Source organism: Fusibacter ferrireducens (assembly GCF_015352425.1).
Classification (GTDB): Bacteria; Bacillota; Clostridia; order Peptostreptococcales; family Acidaminobacteraceae; genus Fusibacter_A; species Fusibacter_A ferrireducens.
The window spans coordinates 435,390-462,320 of the sequence record NZ_JADKNH010000001.1 but is presented as its reverse complement, the minus strand read 5'-3'; the positions used below and the strand labels follow the sequence as shown (position 1 = coordinate 462,320).

Here is a 26,931-nt window from a genome sequence, read left to right as displayed (position 1 = left end):
AATTCATGAGTTTTATTTTTTAAAAATCTAAGAGTTACAATGGATGCTTTAACTTCTAACCTCAATTTTAATTTTCCAGTTTAAATCATTGACTTTTAATTTTGTCATTAAGCTCTGATAGATATTCAAATCTTTCCATTTTGTCGAGCAATGCTTCTTCAAATTTTTCTTTTTCCGTCATTAATGTGCCAAGCTTTACAAAGTCATGTGCATTTGCCGCCATTTCTGTCTCAATGATTTCAAGTTTAGCTTCAAGTGCTTCAATTTCAGACTCAATGGTTTCAAACTCTTTATTTTCTTTAAATGTGAATTTGAGTTTAGCTTGTCTCGGCTTATCCTCAGGTTGTCTTTTTTCAGCACCACTTTTGGAGTTCTGTTCTTTTTCAACGTTAGGGAACTGTGCTTGATATGCATCTGTCTTTCTAAAATCCATAAAATCAGAGTAATTCCCCGTGTGTTCAAGTATATGTCCATTGCCTTCATAAGAAAAAATACGATCGCTTGTCCTATCCAAGAAATAGCGGTCATGTGAAATTGAAATCACAGCACCATCAAAATCATCAATGTAGGCTTCCAATACCTTTAATGTGTCAATATCCAAGTCATTCGTGGGTTCGTCAAGCAACAATACATTTGGCGCTTCCATAAGAATTCTCAAGAGATAGAGACGTCTTTTTTCTCCGCCAGAGAGCTTGCTGATATAACTCCATTGCAAGTCACTGTCAAAGAGAAAACGCTCCATCATTTGTGCAGCTGAAATCTTATATCCTGTGCTGGTCTCAATATACTCTGCATGTTTTCTGATGTATTCAACGGCTCTGAGATCGTCTTCAAGATCATCTGTACCTTGTTCAAAATAACCAATTTTTACTGTGGGACCTATATCGACATGCCCTGAATCAGGGCTTAATAAACCTGCAATCATTTTAAGAAGTGTCGATTTACCAGCCCCATTGTCACCAATAATCCCAATGCGATCATTTCTAAGAACGGTGTATGAAAAATCATTGACGACAATTAAGTCTCCAAATTGCTTGCTCAAGTGTTCGATCTCAATGACTTTTTTCCCAAGTCTGGACTGTCCAAGGGGTATATCTAGACTCTCCACGTCTAAATTTTTCTTATTGCTTTCTAAAATTTCAAATCTTTGAATTCTTGCTTTTGCCTTAGTGGCTCTAGCTTGAACCCCTGCACGCATCCAAGCAAGTTCAGTTCTATATAAATTTTGCCTTTTACGCTCTATGATATTTTCCATCGCTTGTCGCTCAATGCGTTTTTCGACAAAGTAACTGTAATTGCCCTGATAACTGAATAATGCACCTTTATCGAGTTCGATGGTCTTGTTCACGACCCGATCCAAGAAATACCGATCATGGGTAATCATTAAAAGAGCACCTTTACGACTGCCCAGATATTCCTCAAGCCAATCAATAGTGCTGTTGTCCATATGATTGGTTGGTTCATCCAGTATCAATAAGTCACAAGGTGATATCAAGGCGGCAGCCAGTGCGACTCTCTTTTGCTGCCCTCCAGATAAGATGGCCATTTTATCATGAAAACGATGTATCCCCAGTTTAGTGAGAATCATTTTGACTTTGCTTTCAATCTCCCAAGCATCATGAGCAGTCATTTCTTCTGTGAGCTTAGCAAGTTTGAGCTGATAAGAGACATCATCAGGCTGTTCTTCAAGAAATTCTATAACTTCTTCATACTGCTGAACCACTTTAAGTACTTTTGTGTCACTTTTAAAGACTTGCTCTATAACGGTCGCTTCAGGATCAAATTCAGGATCTTGAGGCAAATACTCAACCGTTAAGTCAGACTTCTTGAGAATATTGCCAGTGTCTGGTGTGTCTAAACCGAATAGAACTCTTAAAAGCGTCGTCTTACCCGTACCGTTTACACCGATAATGCCGATTTTATCGCCATCATTTATTGAAAAAGAAATATTGGAAAACAGTGATTTCTCACCATAACTTTTAGATAAATTTTCTATTGTTAAAATTGTCATTTTTGCCACCTTATCATAACATTATTATAAACTACTCCTTATTATAATCATAAATTCGAATAACGTCCATAAAAGAGCGCGTAAAATACTTGATGATTGTCTAACAATACGTTATGATATATATTAATCGAAAGTATGTTCTAAAAAACACTTATAGTAAGAATCTCAGTAGATGAGTTCCATGATTATTATTTTGCTGGGCGTTTTTCTCGTTCGGCGATCAAAGATACAAGTTGAAACTACATAGATTGGATGAATACAATTTTGGAGGTGTACAATGCAATATTCAGGACTTCACAATTACTGTAAATCAAAAAAAGGATGTCAACATGAATTCAAGACAGAGTGGGGCGTTGATCGCTATATGCTCAGTGGTAAGATGTTTGCTATGATCGGTGGTGATAAAGCTGGCAAACCGATCATCACACTTAAGGGTTCCCCGATGGAAAACCTTGCACTTCGCGAAAACTTTTCAGATATTATCCCAGGGTATTATATGAACAAAGAACACTGGAATTCAATTTATCTAGAAGGTCATGTGCCCGATGATTTAATAAAAAAAATGATTGACGCATCATATCATCTAGTATTTTCTGGACTCTCTAAAAAATTGCAGAAAGAAATTGAAACCTCATCTTGAGACTCTAAAAGAGCAGCGTCCAAAACACATTTGACATTTAAATTTAAAAGACTTCATTGCCACTAATTTGATATAATAAGGGGGATATGTGCATTAAACGTATACTTTATAAATGAGGTGATTTTATGAAACCCTTAAAATTAGACAATTACTATTGGCAGAACGATCAAGTCATATTACGTGCATTAAAAGATGAAGACTGGGAATTTCATTACTATAACCGATTCGATACACCAGGTAGACGCCTTGTAAATTATGAAGTAGAACTTCCGCCTACAGAGAATGAAGCAAGAGAATTTTTAGATAACTTTAAAGATTTTCCTGATAACTCAGAACGATTAATGTTTGGTATTGAAGATATGAAAGGCAACACTGTGGGGGCTATCAATCTGAATTCCATTGATGAGAGAAATGGTACGTTTAGCATCGGATTGCTAATTGATCGTGATCATAGAGGTATGGGCTATGGTACAGCAGCCATGAAAATACTATTGGATTATGCTTTTTACGAAAGACGGTTAAACAAATACTATGGTACTGTACTCGATGATAATATAGGCTCACCAAAAATGCTCAAAAAACTCGGCTGTGTCGAAGAGGGTGTCCGATCACAAATGGTCTACACTGAGGGGAAATATCATGATGTTCTGCTCTTTGGCATGACCCGAGAAGAATATGAAAGACATGACCACATGAGGTAACAAATTGCATTTCAAAACATTTGATTATGTAATGATACCGTAACGCAAAAGAAATCGAGGTTCAATATGAAAACTTATGTCCTAATCTATGAAGGCTTTGTACAATTCGAAGTTGTCCTTGCCAACTATTTTATGAAAACAGTCGGAGATATCATAACGGTTGGTCTGACTGATCAACCAGTGACTTCTCAAGAAGGGTTTATTACCATACCTCATATCACTTTAAATGAAGTCAATGTAGATAACGTAGACTTATTGATAATACCTGGTGGTGATCCTAAATCTTTTGAAAATAATAAAAGCTTATCAAATTTGTTGCAAAATTTACACGCGAAGAAAGTTAAAATTGGCGGCATTTGTTCAGGCACTTTAGCTCTTGCAAATAGTGGCTTATTAAAGGGTCTAAAATACACAACACCACTACCAATCACTGAGTTCAGCGTCTTTGATCCAAACAATTATTTAGATCAAAATATAGTTGTCTCAGGGAATATCATCACAGCGAAAGCAAATGGCTATGTAGATTTTGGGCTTGAAATTGGTAAAATGATGTCTATCTACAAAGATGATGCAGATTACGAAGAAACCATTCAATTTTTTAAATATTTTAAAGGATAAGTCTGTAAGCAATTATCAGGTTAAACGAATTTAAGCGGCCTTGAGTTAACATAAATATATTATGTCAACCCAAGGTCTCTTTTTAATTCATAAATAAAGGGATAAAGTAAACTCTGCACAAATTATTTGAGAAATGGTATACTTATGAATGGTACTATATAGAGAAATGTACAATTAAAGGAGTAGAAATGAGATTTTTTAAAGGGAGACCTCTTGAGTTGCTCGCACCTTCAGGTAATTTTGAAATTTTTAAAGAGGTCGTACAGACAAAGTGTGATGCCATCTATTTTGGTGGACAATCACTCAATATGCGGATGATCCGTAAAGGCTTTAACTTTACAAACGAGGAAATTACTGAGGCTATTCGAATAGCCCACGTAAACCATAAAAAAGTTTACATCACGGTTAACAATCTTATCGATTTTGATGAAATTGAAATTGCCAAGACCTACTTGACTTTTCTAGCTCAAGTCAAGCCAGATGCACTTATCGTTCAGGATTTTGCAATCATAGAACTCATCAGGCAATTAAATTTAGATCTTGAAGTACATGCTTCTGTTATGATGAATGTTCATAACTTGCCCATGATTGACACTTTAAAAGCACATCAGGTTACAAGAGTAGTGTTATCTAGGGAAGCAAGTCTTGAAGAGGTCAAATGGATTAAAACTCAAACCGATATGGAGATCGAGTATTTTACCCACGGAGATATGTGCATTGCACATGGTGCACAATGCTATTATTCATCCATGCTCTTTGGTATGAGCAGTAATAGAGGCAAATGCTTAAAACCCTGTCGCTGGTGGTTTTCCACATCGGCTGATGCTGAAAATATTCAAGATTCAAACAATAAAAGTTTTCCAATGGCTGTAAAAGATCTATGCCTATATGCCCATCTGCCTGAAATGATTCATGCTGGCGTAACCGCCTTTAAAATAGAGGGGCGCATGAGAGAGGCAGACTTTATCACCAAACTCATCAATTACTATGGTGATGCCATGGATCGATTTATAGAAGATCCCATAGGCTATGATCGGTTTAAGGATTTGGAAACCATCCAAACATCTCGTAAAAGAGATTTATCCACGGGGTATGCCTTTGGGAAACCGGGTGTCTCAAATATAAATACACGTTACGAGGGCACTGGCAAGTTTTATTCCACTGGAAAAATGTTCAGTACGCCCACAGCAGAAAAGAGCATCGCCTTTTCTCAGATTGAACAAGTCAAAACACGGCTTAGCAAAACGCTGAGTTCAGAAGCCATATTGAACAATACGCCTATAACCAACTCTCCTGAAATCAGCCTTTCAGAGCGTCCTATACCGAAGATTTCAATTAGGGTCAACAATGTCGCACAAGCTGAAAGTGCTATTAAAGCAGGTGTCGACAGAATCTATATCTCTGGTGATATCTATGAACCCGATCGCCCCATGAGTATTGAAACTCTAAAAAAATTGAAATCCAAAGCACAGACCACAGAAATCTATGTTGGCACACCACGCATGATGAATGAAATGCAATTGGATCACTATGAAGTATGGCTTTCAAAGCTTGCACCTCATATGGATGGTATCCTGATCGGCAACTTAGGCGCACTTAGTAAGTTCAAATCACTTGGCCTTCAAATCGTCGGAGATTATAGCCTCAATATATTCAATTCGCTCGCAGCGGATTTCTATAGGCATCATGGATTGAGTCAATTTATGCCCTCAGTTGAGCTCACAGCAATTGATTTAAAGCCTCTTCTTGATTCCAATCACAATCTGGAATTGCCTGTACTTGGGCGACTTGTGGCCATGTATTTTGAGCATGACTTTCACAATGCACTCAATTCAGACGTAATGGGAAAACTGACACTGCATAATGAGGCAGGGGCTTATGATTTGTATAGAGATCAGCACCAGCGCACACATTTACTCACTCAAAAATCCCTGTCACTTTTACCCGTTCTAACTGAAATCCTGTCTTACAGTTCAGTTAAAATGCTGAGAATAGAAGCGCAAACCATGACCACTGAACAAATTGAAGAAAACATTAAATGCGTCAAAGATTTTCTCTCGGCTCATCAGAAAGGGGAGGCATTTAATCACTCACGTCATCCATTTGAAGCATATACCTTTGGAGCATTACCCTTTGACAAGTAGAAAGGAGGCAATATGTTAACATCATCCGACATCATACAACTTAAAAAGGACTATTTTTTTCCCAATGCCATGCATTTTTATAAGAACCCGCCACATATTGTAAAAGGTGCAGGTCAGTTCTTATATGATGACCAAGGCAAATGTTACCGCGATTTTTTTGCAGGTGTCACCGTCGTCAACTGTGGACATTGCGAACCCGCAATCACTCAAAAAACCACAACTCAACTCCAAACACTTCAACATACTTCCATTATCTATCTCACAGAACCCATGGTTCTACTCGCCGAAAGACTGGCAAAATATTTACCTGGAGACATAAAAAATACGTTTTTCTGCTGTAGCGGCACAGAGGCCAATGAAGGGGCACTTTTATTGGCTAGACTTCACACTGGAAAGCGCGGCTTTATTGCCTTTGAAGGTGGCTTACACGGACGTTCTGCACTAACCATGAGTGTCACTGGCATTCCCATGTGGCGTATTGATCCCTTCTTAGATCCCAATGTTTATTTTGCAAAGGGGTTCATGGGGTCCGAAGCAGATATTAAAGCAATCTCTAATGCTTCACTTGAGAGTGTTGAGCATATATTAAAGACAAATGCAGATGAAATTGCAGCCTGTATCGTGGAGCCCATACAAGGGAATGGTGGGATCAATATACCTCACAGGACTTTTTTTAAACGTTTGAAGACACTCTTAGAGTCCTATGGTGTACTTCTCATAACAGATGAAGTACAAACTGGCTTCGCCCGGACAGGAAAAATGTTTGCCATAGAACATTTTGATGTGGTGCCTGACATCATAACTATGGCAAAAGCACTCGGCAATGGGGTTCCCGTGGGGGCATTCTCCGCTAGGCCACATATTGCCAAATCATTCAACAAGCCTTCTGCATCCACACTTGGCGGCAATCCTGTATCCATGAGTACAGGATTAGCTGTTCTGGATTTTATTGAAGACAATAAGCTTTGCAAGCAGTCAGAAGATCTAGGCAACTATCTTAAAGAAAAACTTTTACAGTTGAAAAACGAATTTAAGATGATAGAAGATGTCAGAGGTCTTGGCCTCATGGTGGGTATGACGCTAAGCAGCTCTGAAATAGTGGACCAAATACTTGAGAAGATGCTTCAAAAGGGCTTTATCGTGGGCAAGAATGGCATGAATCGTGATGTCATCGCCTTACAGCCACCACTTGTCATTCATAAGGCAGATATTGACTTGCTCATTCAGGCATTTAAAGAAGCCTTTACAGAACTCTAAAACAGATATTTTGCACTATAATCTTTCATATAACAACAAGTTGAGCGACTTCTCAATGACTCAACTTGTTGTTTAGCTTTATTCCGACTTCAGAAAAACTACAGTTTTATCTGCTAATATGATGTGGAGGTGATGCTGACATGGATATTAATATTTTAGTAGTTGAAGATAATAAAACCATTTGCGATACGGTTAAGACGTTCCTCCAAAATGAGGGTTTTTTAGTGGATACCGCCTTCCATGGTGATGTGGCACTTGAAATGTTTTATGATAAAAGTTATCAACTTTTGATTCTTGACATCATGTTGCCTGGTATTGACGGTCATGAACTCTTAAAGGCATTTAGAAAGATCAGCACTGCACCCGTTTTGATGATGACTGCTTTATCAGATGATTTGAATCAATTGATTGCCTTTCAAAATGAAGTGGACGATTACGTAACCAAACCCTTTTCCATGCAAATTCTCATCAAACGTGTGGAAGCGCTCTTGAGGCGAAGTGGCGTCCTTCAAAAGGAAATTTGTGTGGGTGGTCTCTTACTCAATATAGATTCATATAAAGCTATTTACGATGACACTGCCATTGCACTTACTCTGAGAGAATTTGAAATTTTACTCTTACTCGCACAGAATAAGGGTAAAGTGATTACACACCAGACCATTCTCACTAGAATATGGGGATACGATTTTGATGGCGAGGAAGGCGTCATACATACGCATATTAAAAATCTGCGCGCCAAATTACCTGTCAACATCATCAAGACCATCAGAGGTATCGGTTACAGCTTGGAGGACGTTCGATGACAAAACTTCGCTTTGGAATCTTTGAAAAAATTTTTCTGTATACATTACTATGCTTTTTCCTTACAATCACAGTTACACTTCTGGTTTTTGCACAACAGGCAAAAGAATTTTATGAGTACCTTCAAGTACAGCAATATACAGCGATTTTTGAATCTTTGAAAGCAAGCATTGATCAAAATGATGACATTATAGAAGCCGTAAAAATGGCAGACTCATTTCATGATAAAAATCAGTCCATTTCTTTTAGTGTGGAGACACAAGATGGTACGACGATTTATACAACGGTTAATAGCGACTTAATACACTCTGATCATACTCAAAATATAAACGTTCAGTCCAGTGTAAAAGACACTTCTGCTAATTCAAAAGGCGATACAAAAGACGGTATTACAATTGCCTTAGACGACAATCTATTGGTTCGTACTTTATCTGTGACAGTCAGTAGCGAATCCAACAAAAAATTTATAGAAAATGTTGTCTTTACTCTAGTTCTATTGCTGGGTGTAAGCATTGTCGGCGCTGTATTGTTTGCAAAGGGGATCACACGTCCAATCAAAAAACTTGCTGCGGATACGCATAAGATGTCGTGCCTTGAAGCAGTTTCATACCAAGAGACAAGAAAAGATGAAGTTGGACAACTCACTAAAGATGTCTACAATATGTATGAAAAATTAAAATACACGATTTCGGAATTACAATTGGAAATTATCCGTGAAAAAGAAATGGAAGAAAATCAGCGGTATTTTTTTTCAGCGGCATCTCACGAGCTCAAAACACCCATCTCCGCCGTATCAGCTTTGCTTGAAGGGATGCTTGCCGGCATTGGCGATTATGATAATCACCCAAAATACTTGAGAAAATGCCTCGAAATGACAAGGACACAAAGTCGGATTGTAAACGAAATTCTAGAAATTGTAAAGCTCTCAGACGAAAGAATCGTACCACAAAAGGAACAAGTATTTCTCCTGAAAACCATCACAACGCTCTTACTAGAATACAATACACTTGCAGACAGAAAAGAACAGAACATCATCGTCAATGTACCAGAAAGCATTTCCTGTTATACCGATCGTAAAATGATCAGTACAGTGCTCTCCAATGTCATCATGAATGCCATTCAAAACTCTTCTAAAAACGAAGAAATTCGAATTTGGACCGAGACACATGCATCAGATCAAGTACGCCTATGCATTCTCAACACAAATTCAAAAATAGATGATGAAACAAAAAATAAACTCTATGAGCCTTTTTATAGGGCAGATCAGGCGAGAAGCCCAAGTGATAAAGGTGGTGGATTAGGACTTACCATCGTAAAAAAAATACTGGATTCTCTTGAAATTACTTTTTCTCTTGAAACAAAAGGACATGATGTGATTTTTTTCATGGATTTACCCATTCACGATTGATGTCCGTGATGTTTTTTACGACAACTATTTTGAACTATAACTATTTCTCAGTATGTAAAACTGCCATAAGGGCAGTTTTTTTATGATCTCATATAAAAAGGTTATTCCATTACTAAAAAATATCCAACTACATTAAAACTACAGTTTAAGTTCAAGTGAAGTACAGATGTAACCCTTAATATAACAGTGACTATAAATCATAAAACAGATGGAGGATTATTATGAAGAAATGTATTTTGTTATTTTTTATTGTAATTTTAGGACTATTTACAACAAGCTGCGGGCAATCAAATGCACTCGGGACCTCTGAAAACGCTCCAAGTGAAAACGCCATAAGTCAAGCGACTTCTGAGAAAGACCCTTTAGAATCATTACTAACGGAAGACTTATCAGGTGAACTTACTGTATCTTGCTATGATACGATGTTTTACAAGGACACAATGGAAAAAGCTGCAAAGGCTTTTGAAGCCAAAAATCCAGGTACTAAAATCCATGTTGAAACCTTCGCCTCTATGCCTGTGATGAAGACACTTGAAAATGGCATTACAGTTTCAACAAGAGATAATGAAGAACAAGAACGTGCTGACTATATTCAAAAAATCAATACCGAATTAATGAGTGGGCAGGGGGCTGATCTGCTTGCAATGGATGTTTTGCCCTACAATAAATACACAGATGCGAATCTACTTGAAGATCTTCAGTTATACATGGATCAAGATAAGGACTTTGACATTTCAAATTATAGAGAAAATATAATTCATGCCCTAAAATATAATAACGGTCAGTATATCATGCCACTGGATTATATGTTTGATTATGTTGCATATGACAAATCACTCTTCACTGAAGAAGAACAGGAAAAACTGAAAAGTAGAGGTAAGTATACTTATAATCAATTATTCGAAGATGGCTTGTTGCCCTTTAATAGGGCCAAAGCAAATACAAATCAGCCTATAAAAATGTTTCACACAACTGCTGGCCCACAAACATTCAATGCGCTCTTTAACATGGACTATGAATCTTACATCGATATTGAAAACAAAAAAATCAATCTGACAGATGGCCGCTTTGCTAAACTTTTAGAATCCGTAAAAGCATATGGTGATAAAGCCTATTTGAATCCAGACTCTGAATCGGGTGAATTTACATTGGAGGACTTTGAAAAAATAAGAAGCGAACAGTTTTTTTATAAAGTAAAATCCAGCTTTTCACTTTTAGAAGATGTCACTCGAAAATTTGAATTAGAACCCTCACGTTCAGCCAACATACTTGTTGGAGACGATACGCACGATGAAGTTCTAGGGCTTTTATCCAATGCTGATGGCAAGGTGAATTTCAGATATACACAAGCCTTTAGCATTAACTCTAATTCTAAAAATAAGGCTTTGGCGTGGGCATTCTTAAAATTTATTATAAGCGATGCCAATCAATCTGATCAAACCATGTTCTTAGGTGGGCTCCCTATCAACAACCACGCACGCAGTGAAAGGGCAAAACTGGAGACTCTAGATATGATACAAAAAGAAGATGCCGAATCTAAAGAGAAAAGCCAAAAAGTATACGATTACTATGTGAACACCATTGAAGCATTTTCCAATGCGCTTAACAATGCCCCAGTTAAAGATGATCATATTGACATGATTATCTCAAATGAAATTGTTGATTTCTTCTCTGGCAATAAAACATCGGATGAAGTTGCAAATATACTACAAAACAAAATAGAGTTGTATCTCAATGAATAAATCCACTTTACATTCCCCAAAACCAAAAAATAGGGGGACTTCTAGTATGCCTTATCTCCTTATGGGATTTACAGGATTCACCTTATTCTATATATGGCCTTTTATTCTGTCTGCGAAGTACGCCTTTACCGATAAACCCGCAAATGGCATATTTGTGGGTTTAAAAAATTTTATTGAACTTTTCCATAGTAAACCCTATCTTTTGGGACTGGAAAACACCTTATATTTCATTTGCATTAGTGTACCACTTGCCATGTCTATTTCTTTGCTCCTTGCAATGCTCATCAATCGAGTGGAGAAGTACAAGGCTGTTTTTACACTGATTTTTATGATCCCGCTTGTTATGCCTTCAGGCTCCATGGTTTTTTTCTGGAAAGCGCTATTCTCCAAAAAAGGCTATATCAACTTCATATTATCTTCTATTGGCATATCAAGCGTTAACTGGCTTGAAAGCACATCGTCAATCTATGTGATCGTACTTATTTTTATCTGGAAAAACATGGGCTACAATATGATCTTATTCATGGTTGGACTCCACAATATTCCAAAAATGTACTACGAAGCAGCATCTATCGATGGCGCAGGTGCAGTTCAAAGTTTTTTCAAGATCACATTACCTGAATTAATCCCAACGACTGTACTCGTTACAATTATGTCCATCATTAACTCCTTTAAGATCTTCAAAGAAGTCTATCTGCTAACAGGCAATTATCCTAACGAACGCATTTATATGCTTCAGCACTTTATGAACAATATGTTTTATGCATTGAATTACCCTAAATTGACCACAGCAACTTGCGTGTTGGTATTGGTAATCACCCCTTTAGTCTATTTTTTACTCTGGTTTGAAAGGCGGCAAAGAGAATGAGATCACCCTTGTCAAAAAAAAGAGCGCAATTACCCAATAGGATCATTTCAATTTTTCTAACACTATTATGTATCCTGTTTTTAATGCCTCTTATCGTAACTTTTACAAATTCTTTTATGCCTCAAAATGAGATCCTCGCTCATTATAATACAACGCCGTCCATCTTTGATTTAATAAATGGTATAAAGGAGAAATTTGTCCAAATAACGCTTATTCCAAATCAGATTACAACTTCACAATATAAAGATGCGTTGATCAATCAACCCATATTCCTAATTTTATTAGAAAATTCCCTTAAGATTACTGTCCCTGTGGTCTTAGGCAATATCATTATTTCTGTGCTAACTGCATATGGATTCACCATTTGGCAGTGGCCATATAAAGAAAAAATCTTTTTTATCTATATTGTGGTTATGCTCATGCCATTACAGGCCGTTTTAGTCCCAAACTATATCATTGCCGATAAACTCAAATTTTCAACGAGTTATCTTGCCATTATACTCCCAGGGATTTTTGCACCCTTTGGAACTTTCTTGCTCAGGCAAGCGATAATAAGTATCCCTAAATCGTGTTTCGAAGCGGCTCAATTAGATGGCGCAAACTCATTTTATATGCTTTGGCACATTGTACTTCCGCAAATGAAATCCAGTATTACAGCCTTGTCCATGCTTGTATTTATCGAATATTGGAATGTTGTGGAACAAGTCATTATCTTTATAAAAGAACCTTACAAAAAGCCGCTTTCAGTATTTCTCTCTACGATATCTACTGATAATATCAGTTTGATTTTCGCGCTCTCTACCATTTATATGCTTCTGCCGCTCTATTTTTTAGGTATCAGCCAAAAGGATCTGAAAAAGGGCATCGAGTTATCCGGCATCAAATAGGAAAAAAAGAATAAGAAGAAAAGAATAAGAAGAAAAGGAAACCATTCATGCAAAATTCATATGATGTAAAAAAAAGATCCCCCTTTAAAAGAATTGGTGGCATACTCATCATCGCACTGGTCATATTAACCTTTGTTTCCAAGACCATCTATAACTATAATCTGCCTGTTGTGACAGGTACACTACCGCTAAATGGTACCCTCAATAAAATTGAAACCGTTCGTGAAGTCACCGAGTGGGCAAAGGAAATCAAGATCTATACAAGTGACGACGGTCACGTTGACGAGGTCTTCATAAAAAAAGGCGATTACGTCTTGAAGGATCAACCTTTGGTAAAACTGTCAGAAACTGAATCGAGAATGCTCGCCCGCAAGAAGAATGCAAATGAGCTCAAGCAAATAGATTGGGAAATCAATAATGCAGAGCTTGATCTAAGTAAATCTAAAGTACTCTATGACGCAGGGATTATTGCACAGGCTGAGTTTGAAAAACAGACCAGAGATATCGAGGCCTTGTATGCCCAAAAAGAAACGCTTATACTTGACAGTAAAAATCTTCAAAAATCAGGGGCCATGACTCTTTATGCGCCCAATAATATGCTGGTTTTAGACGTTCCAATCCACGAAGGACAAGAGTTAGCACGCGATGAATGTGTTGCTACTTGCGGTCTCTCAGGAAACTTCATACTCAATTGTCTTGTATCCCCAGACAATGACTTTATCATTGAAGGCGATACGTGCAAGGTGAAAAATTTATCGCATACTTTTGAAGGCGTTGTCACTGAGGTCCGTCCAGAAAAAAATAAAAAGAAGGTCATCGTTCGCATACAGTCAAACGATGTAAAATTTGGCGAAACCTTCGAAGTAGAATTTGAAAAGAAAGGCGTCGAGACACATATTCTTGTCCCCAACGGACTGGTACAAAAGGATTCAAACGGTTATTTTCTCTATCAGATCAAGCAGAGAGAAGGGATGTTTGGCAACGAATTCTATATTCAAAAGTTGCACGTTTATATTGGCGACAATGACCATGAATATACGATTATTACCAAGGGCATTACCTTTTTTGAACCCTTTGTGCTGTTGAGCAATAAGCCTTTAAAAGAAGGGGGTACCGTAATCCTTGAGAATGAAGGTGATTTTTTTGCAAAATAGAGTCCAGTTGATGTTGTGGATCCTTATCATCAGTTTTGGCATAGGTCTTCTGTCTATTTCTATTTTCAGCGACCAACTACACTGTGAAAATCTGTTGTTGGCAACGCCAACTTTATCCAATACTTCTAAAATAAGTTCAAAAGCTCTAGAAAAACTGACTCAAGAAGCTTTTCTATCGTCCTATGAAATCCGCTCAGCAGAAACCTTAAAAATTTTAAACCGGAGCTATCCTGTCGCTTTAATCAAAACAAACTATGCTTATCCCTTACTCTCAGGGAAAAATATTTCATCCGGATCATTTTTTTCAGAGCAAGATCAAAAAAAGCAAAAAAAAATGGCAGTTCTCAACAAAACTGCAGCGTATGCTATGTTCGGAAATGACAACATACGGGGTTTGCACATAGACTTATCAGAAGAGACATATACAATCGAAGGAGTCTTAGACGATAAAAACAAGGCGGAAAACATTATCTATGTGCCCGCCGTCTCAGATCAGAGTCCAAATGCTTTTATCGTTCATATGGAAGAGCGTTTTAAAAAAAGTGAAATTGAAAATAAGTGCATTGCGCTAGGGCTAGAAAGAAGTGACTATCATTTTCTTGAATCCAATCCCTTATTGACATTGATTCATGGTAGCTTTTATGTGGGATTGAGCTGGATCATAATTGCGCTCTTCTTATTGCGTCTCAGACAAAAAAGGATGTGTTTACGGGAAAATATAGAGCTTATCAAAAGTCTATCAAAACAATTTTACGTGGTTACATGGCTTCGATCTCATCCTAAAACTGTCCTAAAACTGTTTTTTCATTTAGGTGAAATTCTATTGATAATCGCCGTCATACTCAAGCTTATCCCGAGCTCTATAACCTTTTTTTTAGTTTGGCACAATACCCCAGAATTACCTGTGCTCAGCGATATTTCAGCCTTTACACAGGTCTATTTACAAATGAAAAATCTCTTTTTTATATCACAAACTTTACTCATCGGCCTTTTCATAAGCATCAGTTTACTTTTAATGGGGACCTTTTACAAAAGAGCATCAGCTCCAACGACAAAGCTTCGATTCAAATAAGTCCAGTAGGCTAAAGAGAGCGCTTCCCATAAAACTGATGGTGACGATTCCAGCGAACATCGAAATATAATCAAGTTTTAGCCAACTGTCCATGATGAAGAAACCAATACCATACTGCGTGGCAAAGTTTTCTGCAAAAAACAGCACTGAAATGCTGGTGCCCACACTGATTCTAAGCGATGTGAAAAGAGAAGGCAGAATTGCAGGCAAAATCACATGTCTATAAATTTGAGTTCTCGTTGCCCCAAGGGATTGAATTGAAATGAAGTAGGAAGGATGTATCGCTTTGACACTATCTCTAACTGAAATCACAATTTGAAAAAAGAGAATTAATGCCACAAGCGTAATCTTAGACGCATCACCAAGACCTAAAAAGAGCATCAAAAGTGGTAAAAAAGCAATTTTAGGTACCGGATAAAGCGTATAGAGCAGTGGTGTCATCGCGCAATCGACGATTTCATTTCTTGCAGTAACAATGCCTACCATACTTCCTAAGAACACAGTGATGACAATCGCCACCAATATTCTATATAAACTAATGCTCATATGTTTAAGCAATAAGAGCAAATGTGTCGCCATATATTGAACGGTTACAACAGGGGAGGGCAGGAAATTTTTCTGCACAACCCAAGTTGAAACCTGCCATAGAATCAAAATTAGAATCAAGCTATAGAGGAAGGGCTGTTTTTTCATACTGGTCCTCCTTTAAAAGTTTTCTAATTTCAATGCACTGCTCATAATAAGCTTCATTTTCTCTGGCGCGTTCCAGATTAAAAGTGGGATTTATAATTTCATGACTTAAAGTGCCTTCATCCGATAAGATCAAAATATGTCGTCCTAAGAGCACGGCCTCTTCTATGCTGTGTGTTACCGTGATCATGCTCATTCTAGATTGATTAAACAAAGTCAGTACATCTTCTTGAAGTTGTTCACGAGTCAACGCATCCAGTGATGAAAAGGGCTCATCCATAAGCAATAAATCGGGTTCAATAACCCATGACCGGGCAAGGGCTACACGTTGCTTCTGACCGCCACTTAACGTCGATGGGTATTCATCCAAATGCGCATCCAGCTTCAGATGTTTGAGCATAAACATAGCGCGTTCGCTTGCCTTGTCATCCTTACGGGTTTCGAGTTCGATGGGAAGCATCACATTTTGAAGCACAGTCTTCCAAGGAAAAAGGCCGTAATCTTGAAGGACAAGGCTTTTTTTAAGAGGCCGTGGCGCAATTCTAGACCCTTCAACACAAGCTTTATGTGTGAGCAAGTCTGCTATAGCGTATAAAAGCGTTGTCTTGCCACACCCTGAAGGCCCTAGTATTATATAGGCTTCATTTGCCAAGATCTCCAGTGAAATCTTATGCAGGGCAGATCTGTTTGGATAGTGAACTGATAGGTCTTTCACAACCATGAGTAAATCAGATTTCATTTTCGTTTCTCCATATCTTGTGATGTGGGTTTTCAACATTCAGTAATTCCAATATGCGCCCAACACTCATATCAACACTTTCAGCAAGCGTTTGCGGTTTGTTGTAAAATGCAGGCACAGGCGGCATAATCACTACGCCTAAACGACTGAGCTTGAGCATATTTTCTAGATGAATGGGGGAAAGCGGTGATTCTCGCGTCACTAGTACTAACTTGCGCTGTTCCTTAATCATCACATCCGCCGCTCTCGTCAGCAAACTTTCAGACAATCCCTGTGAAATTTTAGAGAGTGTGCCCATACTACAAGGAACCACCACCATGGCGTCCGTTTTATAAGAACCACTGGCAATCTGAGAGAATAGATCAGCATTATCATAGACAAAGCATTTGGAATGCCCCGTGCTTTCATTTGCAGTGAGGCTTTTATAATGGTTAATCAAAGTCTCAAAAGATTGATTTAACTCATAAGCACATACTTTTTCGCCATTTGAACTCACTACCAAATGCACCTCATGCCCAAGGGATAGCAAAGATTCTATGATTCTATGGGCAAAAATGCTGCCACTGGCACCAGTAATGCCCACAATTATTTTTTTCATGTTGCCTCCATTAAAATTAAATTCCGAAATATACATACCTGAAATAGAAGTACCTGAATTAGAAGTACCTAAATTATACATACCTCTAGAATATAAATACATCCACTGTTGTTGCTATTAATAACAACATTGAAATAATCTGATTGATATGATATGAAGCAAAATTCATCTTCTCACGATGTGAAGGCTCCACCATATAGTGTTCAAGAACTAAGAGTACACCACTTAGCATCACGCCCACTATATAGACAATACCCAAATTTGTTATAAAATATAGGGCAATCAATAAAATCCACATCATAAAATGAAATGCCCTGGCAATCCAAAGCGCACCTCTATAGCCAAAGCGCGCAGGTATAGAAAAAAGGCCCACAGCCCTGTCAAACTCAATATCCTGAGTACCATAAATGATATCAAAACCGCTCACCCAAAGCGTTACTATTGCTGCAAAAACAAGAGGTACAAGCTCAAATTGACCTCTCACTGCAAGCCAAGCACCCACAGGCGCACCTGCACATGTGATGCCTAAAATCACATGGCATAACCAAGTAAAACGTTTGGTGTAAGAGTACAAAGTAAAGAGTATAAGCGCAACAGGGGACAATAAAAGACACAGCGTATTGATCTGAGCAGCCGCAAATACGAACAAGATATAACACACAATTGTAATGTAGAGCGCCTCATTGCGTTTAACGCTTCCAGAGGGGATATGTCTCTGGGCAGTTCTTGGGTTTCGAGCGTCAAATTCCGCATCCACATATCGATTCAATGCGTTGGCGCCATTTCTACCGGCGAACAAGGCCAATAAAATCCATAGAATTAGTCCCAGTGACGGTAATCCGTCTGCTGCTAGAAACATTGCCATAAGAGCGAAGGGGAGAGAAAACAATGTATGTGAGAACATCACAAGCTCACCATACGTTTTAAGTTTACTTCTTATCCTGTTATTTAAAACCATATTCTGTCCACCTTTGATTTACTTTCTCTACTATTTCTGCACTCATTTCAATATCATCCGGCCAAGGTCTCATCAAGCCATCTTCTGGGCCTTTTTTAGTGGCATCCAATCCAATAAAGAGTGTCCCATCTATTCTGTCCATTTTTATCAAATCACGCATAGGATCAATATTATTGAAAATTTTCCATGACACCGTAGAATAATCTGACGGATCAATCCAATCATCAACGAGGATGACCACTGGCTTTGAGTTTAGATCATTAGCTCTTGAACTTAAATAGGCTTGAGCCTTTAACCCTTTATTTTTAGTGAAGGGCATAATGTCGACACATTTTGACATGATCGCCTTAAAAGTTATGCGTTCTAGAGATTCTTTAGTGGAATCTTTAAGGGAATCTTTAGTGGTCCCTTTTGTAGACCCTGCATCGTTTTGATTTGAAGAGTCTATATGACGCCGCGCTTCACTCATTTGTTCAAGCGGTAATTTTTTCGTCGCATCAATACCCAACCTAAAACCTTGAAAAGCTCTGTTTGAAGCATGATCTAGTGCGTCAAGCGGTCCTTCTGAAATCACCAGATGATTTGTCTTGGTAACATGGCTAGCCATGGCCTCAACAACGGCTTTATAATCATGTACATTCACCGTTTCATCCACCACGATAATCATCTTCGTATACATCATTTGTCCCAGTCCCCAAAGTGCATATAAGACTTTATTGCCATGCAATGGAAATGCCTTTTTAATAGAGACAATGGCACAATTATGAAAAACACCCTCAAGAGGGAAGTCTATATCCACAAGTTCCGGACATTGAATCTTCATAAGAGGTAGGAAAATGCGTTCAGTGGCTTTTCCTAAATAGCAATCTTCCATAGGCGGTTTTCCAACGATGGTAGTGGGGTAAATCGGATTTTTTTTACGTGTTATTTTCTCTATATGAAAAACAGGATAGTCATCAGACAACGAATAATATCCCGTGTGATCTCCAAACGGACCTTCTGTCCTGAGTTCTTCTAAATCCACATATCCTTCGAGTACAAATTCAGAGTGAGCAGGGACAAAAATATCATTTGTCAGACATCTCACAACTTCTATTGGTTTTCTTTTCAAATAACCTGCAAAGATCATCTCATCAATCATCTTAGGCAGTGGCGCTGTTGCCGCATAAATCGTTGCTGGATCACATCCGATGGCAACAGAAACAGGCATCTTCTTGCCCAACTTTCGATATTTCTCATAAATTTCCTTGCCATCTTTATGAAGATGCCAGTGCATACCAGTGGTTTTCTCATCATAGACCTGTAGCCTATACATGCCTACATTCTGTTGCCCCGTCTCTGGATCTTTCGTAAAGACCAGTGGCAGAGTGATATACTTGCCACCATCTTGGGGCCAACATTTTATGATAGGCAGAAGGTTGAGATTAGGTGCTTCCACAACTTCTTGACAAGGCGCATGCTTGACCTTTCTTGGGAAGATAAAAGGCAGTGGTGCCAACTTTGGAATGGATTTAATTTTGCCTTTTAAAGTCACATAAGCACTCAAATCCATATAGTCTTCAATCTGATCTGCAATCTCATCCAGTGAATTCACACCCAGTCCCAAATTTAAGCGCTCATATGTGCCCATTGTATTAATCACAAGTGGAAAAGGTGACCCCTTAACGTTTGTAAATTTTAATGCTTTACCGTATTGCTTTGAAATACGATCCGCAATTTCTGTAATCTCAAGTTCTGGATCCACTTCAACTTCAATTGTATCTATTAACTGCTTTGCTTCTAAAGCTTCTAAAAATTTTGGTAAATCTCTATATATCATACCAAACCCTCCAATTCACTTAAAATTGTAGCCATTTTAAGGTGGTGTGTCAACTAAACTATCATTGTGTGACGATTCTGTAAACTGGTCACTCGAACTCGAATATGCTAAAATAAAAAAGCAGTGAAACCATAAAAATAGAAATCATAAAGAACTGCACAGGAGGCATTGAATGAAACGTTTATTAGCTTTATTATTAATAGTATTTATGCTATTTGCTCTAGGGGGCTGTAAGGCACAAGATGATCTCAACGGTCAAAAGGAGAGTTTGGCACCCCTCTCAGAAAATGAACCTACCTCGGATCTCTTGCCAACACTCAAGATAGGTGTCATGTCCGATGTGGGTGCAATTCCATTTATCATTGCCAAAGAAAAAGGCTTTTTTGCTAATAGAAACTTACCTGTGGAAATCACCGTTTTCAGAAGCGCAATGGACAGAGATACGGCCCTTCAAACGGGAAATCTAGATGGCGTCATGGCAGATATGCTCACGATTCTTTTCTATAATGAGTCCGGCTTCAATTCGAAAATGATTGGATCGACTTATGGCAACTACAAACTGGTCACTTCGCCCTCTTTGGCAAGCGAGGATTTCATTGGTTCTCAATCACTCTCTATTGGGCTGTCTTCCAATACGGTTATTGATTTTGCCACTGAAAAAATTGCAGAATCAAAACAATTCTCGTCAAAGCTCAAGAAAATTGCTATACCACAAATGCCTGTAAGACTTGAAATGCTTAAAGCAGGTGAACTACAAGGTGCTACTTTACCGGACCCGCTTGCTTCAGCAGCAATGCTAGAGGGTGGTGCTTTAATCGGTAGCACCGAAGAGATGGGATTATATCCGGGGATTTTCATTGCATCAGACAGTGCAATAGCAGAAAGCTCAACCAGTATTCAGTTAATGTATGAAGCTTATAATGAAGCCGTTGATTATCTCAATGCAACGCCAAGCTCTGAATATTTTGACCTCTTAATAGACACATTGGGCTTTCCACCCGTTTTAAAAGACCAATTTGAAATGCCTGTGTTTGAGCATGTGAAAGCTCCAGATCAAAAAACATTTGAGGCGACATTGGAGTGGATGAAGAAGGGAAGTCTTATCAAAAAAGACTTAAGTTACGACGATTTAACGGATTTAGAATTTATTTCTAAACCTTAAGTTTTAAGTTCTACTAAAGATTTTGCTGAAGATTTTCCCGATTATCAACTCGGCGAAAATCTTTTGGCTCAAATCTTGTCGCAACGTCATTTTTAACGATCGGTGTAGACTATTTACATATTGGAGGTTATTATGTTTGACGATAATAGAAGTAAAAAGATCATTTTTGTATCACACTGTATATTGAATCAAAACGCTATATCTGACGGTACTGCAGATTTTCCGGGTGCACTGAATGAACTCATTCAATTGATCATTTCTAATGACATAGGCATTGTTCAGCTTCCGTGTCCTGAACTCAACTGTCTCGGACTCGATAGAGGCAATATTCATGGCGCTTTATCCCCCGTCACCGTTGAAAACACCCGAATTAGAAATTCATTGAACGCTGATCACAATAAAATCAAGCTTGCAAGTTTAGTTGATCAAGCACTTTATCAAATTGAAGAATATATGCGCTACGGTTTTGAAATCATTGGGATCATCGGTGTAAACCGTTCTCCAAGTTGTGGTATCGACACAACTTCTGATCAAGATAAAGAAGTCATAGGAACAGGTGTTTTTATGGCACTTCTTCAGAATAGATTAACAGAAAAGAATATTAAAATTCATTTTATGGGTATAAAAACATCAACTTATGAAGAATCTATTTTAAAAGTAAAACAACTCTTAACTCAATAAGTTTATTATTGCCAATGGAGGTCACTTATGCTCAAGCAAATTTCAAACACATCTCATCTATTTTTATCATCAGCCTTTTTAAAAGATGAAGTCTCATTCAATTTGATACATTTGATAAAAGAAAACAAAGATGCCATTCTGCTGTGCTCAGAAGAGGAAGATCTTATTGAGCAATTCGAAGACAAAAGGATGGCTTTGGACATCAGATTCTGTTCAAAAGACTTCAATAGATGCCTTAATTCGGTTTTTAGATGAACATTTAAAATCAGAACATGAAATAACCTTAATTTCAAAACCAACCCTCATAAATACGCTAAAATCACACTTTATGGATCAAAATCTTATAAATGTAGTTGATAAAATGTCCATGCTCACTTATGATTGTATACAAACAACCTTTCAAAAGAAGGTAGAAGGCACTTTAGAAAAACCGAGTTTAGATGATCTTATGATCATTGCCAGTTTCTTTAAAGGCTTTATGAAGGACTGTTTTGATTACGACCGTACGATGGCACAAATGGAAGATACCGCAAGGCACTTTATCAGTGCGGATGATTTCTATGTGTGGAAAAATCAAGGTGAAATCGTGTGTATGGGGAATATTGCACATCGATCTGAGCGCCATGTTCGGTTAAATGAAATCTATACACCACCGCTGCATCGAAAAAAAGGGTACGCCGGGGCACTTGTAAATGCCTTGTGCAAGCAGATCATTGAAAAGGGTAAAATCCCTATGTTCTATACAGATAAGTCTGTACAGGCTTCTAATAAAGCTTATTCTAACGTTGGCTTCAAACTTAAAGGTCAAGTGGATGAAATTCAAATCAGTTTACTTGAATAAACCATCCCCTTGTTTGAAAAATCAACATACCTAATGCCTTATTTAAAGATCGTTTTACTTAACATTTGATGTAGCTTATTCGCAAGAAAGAGGAGGGTATACTTACATGAAGAAATTATCCTTAAAAAGAAATAGCATTCAGTTTCGTATTCCTTTCTTTATCTCTATCTTTGCACTGATCTGCGTCTTGGTAACTGGTTTGGTTTTACAGCTCATATTCAGATATAAACTTGAAGACAATATTGAGTCTAAAAACATGATTATTTCTGAAATGATCTCCAATGAATTGACACTTTATCTTAAAAATGCAACAGATACAGTCATTACCGCTGCTAATTTTTCGTCTCAAAGCAGTGGTGATTTAGAACAAATCAAGAGTGAAATTTTTAGAATTTATGATAATTTTAACTATTTTGATTTGATTTTCTTTATGAATCAAAAGGCACAGATGGTCTTTTCAAAGCCCTCCAATGAAAATGTCCAAGGCAGACTTTACACGGACAGAAACTATTATTGGGATATCATGGGAAACAAAGAAGAGTCCACTATAAGTGAATTACTCGTCAGTAGCGTTTTAGGCAAACCGCATTTTATAACAGCTGCACCTGTCAAAAACAAATCTGATGAAATCGTCGGCTTAATTGGCGCGGGTATTCCCCTTGGCAATATAGAAAAAATACTCAAAGACGTCAAACTCGGTTTTAACGGCAAGCTTTGGATTACTGATGCCTATGGGGCAATTGTCATACATCCAGACTATGATATTGACCAAGAACTCATTGCCGTGACAGATCTTGGGATTAAGGCCTATGATCGCAATCCTGAAATTTTAAATATTTTAAAAAACCATCAAAATATAAATACAAAATATACAATAGGCGACGATGATTATTATGCATCCATTACCTTTTTAGAGGGCTACAACTGGATGATTGTGGTCGAACAAAATAAAGATACTGTAAATAGAGAAATTTTGAACTCCACTAATCAATTGGTTATTATTCAGACCATGGTTTTAATGTTTGCACTGATCATTGGCCTGGTTCTAGCGCGATGGATCACATTGCCTATCAAACAGTTGGTTCAGCAAGTTCGTGCACTTCCAACAACACTGAAGTACAACGAAGGCATCAGCGTTAGTTCAAGTGATTCCGACAGTAATGAGCTTTTAGAACTCAGTCACGCCTTTGTGGAAATGGGGCAGAATCTAAAAAACAACCTATCGGAACTTGAAAGTTCTGTCATAAGTGAAAACAGAATTCAGCAATATCTTAAAAATATTTTAGCCAGCGTGCACAGTGGCATTATTGTGGCAGATTCCAAATATGAAATTACTATTTTCAATGCGCAAGCTACTAAAATAACGGGACTTGGACAAGACGAAATGATCGGACACGACTTCTTTGAGATTTTGGAAATTCTCAAATTGAATATTAAACAGGAAGTTTTAAATGTCATTCATTATGATCAACATGTTACAGATTTAGAAACCACATTGATTGCATCACAAAATAAATATGTTTCCATCAGTTACACATGCTCTCGTGTTACAGATCCTTCTGGCAATTATCTTGGAATCGTGCTACAGTTCAGAGATATTACAGCCATGAAAATCCTTGAGCAAGAACTTCGAAAAGAGGATCGAATTCATACAATCGGCGAGTTATCTGCCTCAATTATTCACGATATTGGCAATCCACTTGCAGGCATGGCCAATCTCATTGAGCTTTTGAAAGATAAAGAAATCAGTGAGGATTCGCAAAGAGAAGTCTTGAATTTACTCAGCGAAGAGGTCAATGATCTCAATATTTTGGTTATTAATTTCCTCGATTTTGTGAGAAGTTCCAATGCGCAAAAGACACCTGTCGACCTCGTTAAAATTATTAAAAGTAGTCTTGACCTACTAAAGAGCGAAATCGACACCAATTGCATCAGATTGGTCAAACAGATTCCAAGCGATCCAATTATCCTAAATCTTGAATCTAGAAGCGTCAAGCAAGCCATAATCAACATTCTTAAAAATGCAAGTCAAGCCATTGAAAATAAAGGTTCTATTGTCATCACCCTTACAGAAAGTGAAACACATGTGACTCTGACGATTGAAGATACCGGAAAGGGTATGAGTGAAGAAGTCATTTCAAAACTCTTTTACCCATTCTATACCACAAGAGAAGATGGCACTGGATTAGGCCTATTTATTGCATATAATGCTCTAAAAGAAAATGGTTGCATACTCACTGTGGAATCCGAAATAGGTAGAGGCTCCATTTTTAAAATAAATTTTAAAAAGGATTGATCAAATGAAAATTCTTGTAATAGATGATGAAAAAAGCATACGTGTATCGCTTACTTTGGGATTAAAGAAGCTCAATGCAACCCTATTCAGTGCTGAAAACGGTATGGATGGCTTAGCGATTTTTAAAACTCAAAGTATTGATTTGGTAATCTTGGATATCAAATTGCCCGACATTTCAGGTATTGAAGTTTTAAAGCTCATGAAACAACAAAATGAAAATTGCACTGTGATTATGATGACACATTTAAGTGAAGTAAAGCTCGCTGTTCAAGCCATGAAACTGGGGGCACATGATTATTTTACAAAACCCTTCTCAATAGAGGAAATGCTCAATGCCATTAAGCAATTGGATTTTTATATAAGAGAAAAAGCGCTTATTTCCCAGTCAAGTGAAAATCCCAATCAAATGGTAGGCAAATCCGATGCAATTACAACGATTGTTGCAAAGCTTAAAAAACTGTCTAAAATACAGTTTAGCACTTGTGTTTTGATAAATGGCGAAAGTGGCACAGGTAAGGAACTTGTGGCAAAGCAAATTCACTCTATTTGTAAACCGGACAAACCTTTCGTTGCCATTAACTGTGCCGCCATTCCTAAACATCTGCAAGAAAGTGAACTCTTTGGACATGAAATGGGTGCCTTTTCAGATGCAAAAAAGCAGCGTATCGGGTTACTGGAATATGCAGAAAATGGGGTTCTTTTTTTAGATGAAATCGGTGATATGGACATTGATCTTCAGGCCAAATTGTTGCGCGTTTTACAAGAGAAAACTTACAGAAGAATTGGCGGCAATTATGAAATTACCTTTAATGCCATGGTCATAGCGGCTACCAACAAAGATTTAATTTCTGAAGTTGAAGCCAACACGTTTAGAAAAGATCTATTCTATCGACTAAATATAATTCCCATTAGAGTGCCACCGCTCAGAGAACGTAAAGAGGATATTCCAATCCTTATTGAGCATTTTATTCAGATTTACAATCAACTTCTAGGTAAAAATGTAAAAGGCCTTTCAGAAGATATGCTAGAACTGTTTTATAAGTACAGTTGGCCTGGCAATATCAGAGAACTTAAAAATATCATCGAGCGCCTTATGATCTTAAGTGATTCAGATATCTTATTCATGGAGGAATTGCCATATGAACTCACTGACGACGATCCAAGAGGGAAAGGGCAATTCAGCCATCTAGAACAAGCAGAGCACGAAGCTGTATTGAGAGCGCTCTCTCAATATAACTGGAACATCACTAAAGCAGCTGAAGCGCTTCAAATTTCAAGATTGACTTTAAGACGTAAAATAGATAAGTATGGCATTTCCAATCATTCCTGAATCCATACTGGAAATCATCATTATGATTCAAACTGGAATCTGAGGTTTCTCTTCAATCATTTTACTTAAGAAATTTAGCATCATTTTACTTTGAATCACTTAAATTTGAATTATTTAACTTTGAATTATTTAACTTTGAATTATTTAACTTTGAATTATTTAACTTGAAAAAGAAGGAGGACTGCCATGATTAGAATTCACGCAATCATACATGGTCGTGTTCAGGCCGTTGGATTTAGGTATTTTGCTTATCACCTTGCAAAGCAGTACGAACTTACTGGATGGGTGAAAAATTTATACGATGGCACTGTTGAAATGGAAATACAAGGAGATTCTAAAACAATTGAAACTTTCTTAACGGCATTAAGAAAGGGCAATGGATTTTCAAGCATCAGCGCTATTGATGTAGATCAAATTCAACTGCTCGAACGCGAACGCAAATTTGTCATCCTTTAGTGGCTATTTTAATTAAATCGGTAACATTATTATCAGCACTGGTAATAATGTTACCGAT

At 37.6% G+C, this 26,931-nt stretch carries 24 protein-coding genes; 18 read left to right on the top strand and 6 right to left on the bottom strand.

The features are described from left to right. Positions 1–85: 85 nt before the first annotated feature. The gene (locus ISU02_RS02245; protein ID WP_194700145.1) at positions 86–2,011 is read right to left on the bottom strand and encodes an ABC-F family ATP-binding cassette domain-containing protein; all 1,926 of its coding nucleotides are present in this window, start codon (positions 2,009–2,011) and stop codon (positions 86–88) included. A 277-nt stretch (positions 2,012–2,288) separates the two neighbouring features. Here ISU02_RS02245 and ISU02_RS02240 point away from each other — a divergent pair, with 277 nt between their 5' ends. The 12 genes from ISU02_RS02240 (at position 2,289) to ISU02_RS02185 (ending at position 15,303) form a co-directional block, all read left to right on the top strand. Next, positions 2,289–2,651, top strand: a complete 363-nt coding sequence (locus ISU02_RS02240) for an MmcQ/YjbR family DNA-binding protein (RefSeq protein WP_194700144.1) — start codon at positions 2,289–2,291, stop codon at positions 2,649–2,651. Between the two features lie 125 nt (positions 2,652–2,776). Next, positions 2,777–3,352, top strand: coding sequence for a GNAT family N-acetyltransferase (locus ISU02_RS02235; protein ID WP_194700143.1), 576 nt, complete (start codon positions 2,777–2,779; stop codon positions 3,350–3,352). A 66-nt stretch (positions 3,353–3,418) separates the two neighbouring features. Then, positions 3,419–3,970 carry a DJ-1/PfpI family protein gene (locus ISU02_RS02230; RefSeq protein ID WP_194700142.1) on the top strand — a complete coding sequence of 184 codons (552 nt, stop codon included), beginning with the start codon at positions 3,419–3,421 and terminating at the stop codon, positions 3,968–3,970. Positions 3,971–4,158: 188 nt separating this feature from the next. Beyond that, on the top strand, positions 4,159–6,114 hold the full coding sequence (locus tag ISU02_RS02225; protein WP_194700141.1) for a U32 family peptidase: 1,956 nt from the start codon (positions 4,159–4,161) through the stop codon (positions 6,112–6,114). A gap of 12 nt (positions 6,115–6,126) precedes the next feature. Further along, entirely contained in the window at positions 6,127–7,371 is a 1,245-nt protein-coding gene (locus ISU02_RS02220; RefSeq protein WP_194700140.1) for an aspartate aminotransferase family protein, read from the top strand. Positions 7,372–7,511: 140 nt separating this feature from the next. Next, the gene (locus tag ISU02_RS02215; RefSeq protein WP_194700139.1) at positions 7,512–8,174 is read left to right on the top strand and encodes a response regulator transcription factor; all 663 of its coding nucleotides are present in this window, start codon (positions 7,512–7,514) and stop codon (positions 8,172–8,174) included. Then, positions 8,171–9,580 (top strand): HAMP domain-containing sensor histidine kinase, encoded by a 1,410-nt coding sequence (locus ISU02_RS02210; protein WP_194700138.1) that lies wholly within the window; start codon positions 8,171–8,173, stop codon positions 9,578–9,580. The genes ISU02_RS02215 and ISU02_RS02210 overlap by 4 nt, the downstream gene beginning before the upstream one ends. A gap of 221 nt (positions 9,581–9,801) precedes the next feature. After that, complete coding sequence (locus ISU02_RS02205) at positions 9,802–11,322, top strand: ABC transporter substrate-binding protein (protein ID WP_194700137.1); 1,521 nt, start codon at positions 9,802–9,804, stop codon at positions 11,320–11,322. 46 nt (positions 11,323–11,368) lie between these two features. Continuing rightward, positions 11,369–12,190, top strand: a complete 822-nt coding sequence (locus ISU02_RS02200; RefSeq protein WP_228727700.1) for a carbohydrate ABC transporter permease — start codon at positions 11,369–11,371, stop codon at positions 12,188–12,190. 8 nt (positions 12,191–12,198) lie between these two features. After that, positions 12,199–13,077 carry a carbohydrate ABC transporter permease gene (locus tag ISU02_RS02195; RefSeq protein WP_194700135.1) on the top strand — a complete coding sequence of 293 codons (879 nt, stop codon included), beginning with the start codon at positions 12,199–12,201 and terminating at the stop codon, positions 13,075–13,077. A gap of 47 nt (positions 13,078–13,124) precedes the next feature. Continuing rightward, entirely contained in the window at positions 13,125–14,231 is a 1,107-nt protein-coding gene (locus ISU02_RS02190) for an efflux RND transporter periplasmic adaptor subunit (protein ID WP_194700134.1), read from the top strand. Continuing rightward, a complete protein-coding gene (locus ISU02_RS02185; protein WP_194700133.1) occupies positions 14,221–15,303 on the top strand; it encodes an ABC transporter permease in 1,083 nt (360 codons plus the stop codon). Before ISU02_RS02190 ends, ISU02_RS02185 begins: the two co-directional genes overlap by 11 nt. On the opposite strand, the gene ISU02_RS02180 is transcribed toward ISU02_RS02185, so the two are convergent. From ISU02_RS02180 to ISU02_RS02160, 5 genes are all read right to left on the bottom strand, one after another. Next, complete coding sequence (locus ISU02_RS02180) at positions 15,271–15,996, bottom strand: ABC transporter permease (protein ID WP_194700132.1); 726 nt, start codon at positions 15,994–15,996, stop codon at positions 15,271–15,273. The two genes, ISU02_RS02185 and ISU02_RS02180, sit on opposite strands and share 33 nt — an antisense overlap. Next, on the bottom strand, positions 15,971–16,732 hold the full coding sequence (locus tag ISU02_RS02175) for an ABC transporter ATP-binding protein (protein WP_194700131.1): 762 nt from the start codon (positions 16,730–16,732) through the stop codon (positions 15,971–15,973). The genes ISU02_RS02180 and ISU02_RS02175 overlap by 26 nt, the downstream gene beginning before the upstream one ends. Continuing rightward, the gene (locus ISU02_RS02170; RefSeq protein ID WP_194700130.1) at positions 16,722–17,330 is read right to left on the bottom strand and encodes a UbiX family flavin prenyltransferase; all 609 of its coding nucleotides are present in this window, start codon (positions 17,328–17,330) and stop codon (positions 16,722–16,724) included. Before ISU02_RS02170 ends, ISU02_RS02175 begins: the two co-directional genes overlap by 11 nt. 85 nt (positions 17,331–17,415) lie before the next feature. After that, positions 17,416–18,288 carry a UbiA-like polyprenyltransferase gene (locus tag ISU02_RS02165; protein WP_194700129.1) on the bottom strand — a complete coding sequence of 291 codons (873 nt, stop codon included), beginning with the start codon at positions 18,286–18,288 and terminating at the stop codon, positions 17,416–17,418. Continuing rightward, entirely contained in the window at positions 18,275–20,107 is a 1,833-nt protein-coding gene (locus ISU02_RS02160; RefSeq protein ID WP_194700128.1) for a menaquinone biosynthesis decarboxylase, read from the bottom strand. The genes ISU02_RS02165 and ISU02_RS02160 overlap by 14 nt, the downstream gene beginning before the upstream one ends. 172 nt (positions 20,108–20,279) lie before the next feature. Here ISU02_RS02160 and ISU02_RS02155 point away from each other — a divergent pair, with 172 nt between their 5' ends. From ISU02_RS02155 to ISU02_RS02130, 6 genes are all read left to right on the top strand, one after another. After that, entirely contained in the window at positions 20,280–21,269 is a 990-nt protein-coding gene (locus tag ISU02_RS02155; protein ID WP_194700127.1) for an ABC transporter substrate-binding protein, read from the top strand. Between the two features lie 132 nt (positions 21,270–21,401). Then, on the top strand, positions 21,402–21,950 hold the full coding sequence (locus ISU02_RS02150; RefSeq protein WP_194700126.1) for a CD3072 family TudS-related putative desulfidase: 549 nt from the start codon (positions 21,402–21,404) through the stop codon (positions 21,948–21,950). Positions 21,951–22,116: 166 nt separating this feature from the next. Further along, positions 22,117–22,791 carry a GNAT family N-acetyltransferase gene (locus tag ISU02_RS02145; RefSeq protein ID WP_194700125.1) on the top strand — a complete coding sequence of 225 codons (675 nt, stop codon included), beginning with the start codon at positions 22,117–22,119 and terminating at the stop codon, positions 22,789–22,791. Positions 22,792–22,897: 106 nt separating this feature from the next. Next, positions 22,898–25,087 carry a PAS domain-containing sensor histidine kinase gene (locus ISU02_RS02140; protein WP_194700124.1) on the top strand — a complete coding sequence of 730 codons (2,190 nt, stop codon included), beginning with the start codon at positions 22,898–22,900 and terminating at the stop codon, positions 25,085–25,087. A gap of 4 nt (positions 25,088–25,091) precedes the next feature. Next, the gene (locus ISU02_RS02135; RefSeq protein ID WP_194700123.1) at positions 25,092–26,417 is read left to right on the top strand and encodes a sigma-54-dependent transcriptional regulator; all 1,326 of its coding nucleotides are present in this window, start codon (positions 25,092–25,094) and stop codon (positions 26,415–26,417) included. Positions 26,418–26,603: 186 nt separating this feature from the next. Further along, positions 26,604–26,873 carry an acylphosphatase gene (locus ISU02_RS02130; RefSeq protein ID WP_194700122.1) on the top strand — a complete coding sequence of 90 codons (270 nt, stop codon included), beginning with the start codon at positions 26,604–26,606 and terminating at the stop codon, positions 26,871–26,873. Positions 26,874–26,931 lie beyond the last annotated feature (58 nt).